This is a genomic window from Micromonospora sp. M51 (assembly GCF_018070305.1).
GTDB lineage: Bacteria > Actinomycetota > Actinomycetes > Mycobacteriales > Micromonosporaceae > Micromonospora > Micromonospora parva.
Genome location: NZ_JAGPXZ010000838.1, coordinates 1 through 2468 on the forward strand (window position 1 = coordinate 1; position 2468 = coordinate 2468).

Below are 2468 nucleotides of genomic sequence, written 5' to 3' on the forward strand. Positions count from 1 at the left end.
CATGATCACCGTGGGCGGCTGCTTGGCGAACTGGAGCCGTCGCCCCTCACCGCCGAGCACGTTGATCAGCTCTTCGTTGACGATCTTGATGATCTGCTGGGCCGGGTTCAGCGCCTGCGAGACCTCCGCGCTGCGGGCGCGCTCCTTGACGGCCGCGATGAAGCCCTTGACCACCGGCAGCGCGACGTCCGCCTCCAGCAGCGCGAGGCGGATCTCGCGCGCGGTGGCGTCGATGTCGGCGTCGGTGAGCCGCCCCTTGCCGCGGAGATTGGTGAAGATCCCGGACAGGCGGTCACTCAAGGTGTCAAACACGCGAACATCCCGTTTGTCAGTGTTCCGGCGGGCACAACACGGCCGGCACTGCGGAGTCCGACCACCGCTAGGGTAGCCGCCCGGCCGCAAGGCCGCTGGCGGCCCGGCCTCACCCCGAGACCAAGCCCGATTGGTACGCGAAGACGACGAGCTGGGCCCGGTCCCGGGCCCCCAGCTTGCCCATCGCCCGGCTGACGTGGGTCCGCGCGGTCGCCGGGCTGACCACCAACCGTGCCGCGATCTCCTCGTTGTTCAGGCCCTCACCGACCAGGCCGACGACCTGACGCTCCCGATCGGTCAGCGTGTCCAGCCGGGGGTGCGGACGGAGGACCCGGGACGGCCGGGTGGCGAACTCCCGTACCACCCGACGGGTCACCGACGGCGACAGCAGCGCCTCCCCCTCGGCGACCAGCCGGATCGCGCGCAGCAGCTCGGCCGGCCTGGTGTCCTTGGTGAGGAACCCGCTGGCACCGTGGCGCAGCGCGTCGAAGACGTACTCGTCCAGCTCGAACGTGGTGAGCACCACCACCCGCGTACCGGTCAGGTCGCTGTCGGCGACGATCCGGCGGGTCGCCTCGATGCCGTCGATGCCGGGCATCCGGATATCCATCAGCACCACGTCCGGCCGTTCCCGGCGGGCCAACTCGACCGCCCGCAGCCCGTCGGACGCCTCGCCGGCCAACGCCAGGTCGTCCTCGCTCTCCACCAGCGCACGCAGTCCGAGCCGGACCAGGTCCTGGTCGTCGGCGATCAGCACCCGGATCACGTCGCCGGCCCCACGGGCAGCCCGGCGTACACCCGGAACCCGCCACCGGGGCGCGGCCCGGTGCTCAACCGCCCACCCAACGCCGCGACCCGCTCCCGCATCCCGGCCAGACCGTGACCGTCGTCGGCCGGCACGGTCCCGGCCCGGCCCGGCCCCACCCCCCGGTCGGTGACCTCGACGGTCACCTCGTCCGCGCGGTAGTCCACCGTCACCTGCGCGCTCGACACCCCCGCGTGCCGCAGCACGTTGGTCAACGCCTCCTGCACCACCCGGTACGCGGCCAGGTCCACAGCTGCCGGCAACTCCCGGGGGTCACCCACCACGCGCACCTCGACGGCGAGCCCCGCCCCGGCGAGCCGGTCGCGCAGCGCGGGGAGTCGGGCCAGGCCGGGTACCGGCTCGCGCTCGGCGCCACGCCGTACCGCGCCCAGGGTGACCCGCAGCTCGTCCAGGGCCTCGCGGCTGGTCCGGCTGATCGCGGTCAGGGCCACCTCGGCCTGTTCCGGGCGCTTCGGCAGCAGGTGCAGGGCGATCTCGGCCTGCATGCTGATCGCGGCGAGCCCGTGCCCGACCACGTCGTGCACCTCCTGCGCGATGCGCAGCCGCTCCTCGTCGGCCTGCCGTCGGGCCTGTTCGGCACGGCCGCGGGCCGCCTCGGCACGGGTACGTGCCGCCGTCTCACGGCTCACCCGCACCACCACCCCCACCGCGAACGGTACGACCACCCAGGCCGACGCGGGCAGCACTCCCGTCCAACCCGGCGCCGGCCCCCGGCCGGAAAAGACGTGCGCCAACAACAGCACGAACGCGCCACCGGCGGCGAGCGCCGCCGGGCGCACCGGCAGCCGCACCGCCACGCTGTACACCGCGATCAGGAACGTCAGCAGAATCGGCCCGTACGGGTAGCCGATCAGCAGGTACGTCGAGGTGGCCACGGTGACCACGGCGAGGGTGACGACCGGAGCGCGCCGCCGGACCAGCAGGGCGAGCGCGGCGACGGCGATCAGCGCCCGACAGGCGGCGTCCACCGGCCTCGACCCCGGCTGGTTGTTCCCGGCCAGACCGGTGGCGAGCAGCCCGAAGCCGAGCAGGACCAGGGCGAGCACGGCGTCTGCCGCCTGCTCGCGCCACCGCCACTGCCACTGCCCGCCTGGTCGCATGGCCGTCATTCTGCCCGCGCCGACGCCCCTCGACGTGCGTCCACGAGCGGCACCGCCGCTACGCCCCCGGACGTACCCGCCACAGGGACAGAACTCCCGATCGCAGCGCGCTGCCGGCAGACACCCTCACGAGCGTGATGCCTCACAGGCATCACCATGACTGTGAGGCATCACCCTCGGGGGAGTGACCGGGCTGGCACAACGACCGACGGTGCCGTCGTGGGTCACAC

3 protein-coding genes are annotated in these 2468 nt (G+C 73.3%); all 3 read right to left on the reverse strand.

Annotation, left to right across the window (positions count from 1 at the left end):
* Window positions 1-312, reverse strand: a 312-nt coding sequence (locus tag KBX53_RS29535; RefSeq protein ID WP_210862920.1) for a signal recognition particle receptor subunit alpha, incomplete at its 3' end; no start/stop codon positions are given.
* A gap of 109 nt (window positions 313-421) precedes the next feature.
* A complete protein-coding gene (locus tag KBX53_RS29540) occupies window positions 422-1078 on the reverse strand; it encodes a response regulator transcription factor (RefSeq protein WP_030335241.1) in 657 nt (218 codons plus the stop codon).
* Window positions 1075-2238: a sensor histidine kinase gene (locus tag KBX53_RS29545; RefSeq protein ID WP_247676413.1), complete on the reverse strand. Its 1164-nt coding sequence runs from the start codon at window positions 2236-2238 to the stop codon at window positions 1075-1077. The genes KBX53_RS29540 and KBX53_RS29545 overlap by 4 nt, the downstream gene beginning before the upstream one ends.
* Window positions 2239-2468: the final 230 nt, after the last annotated feature.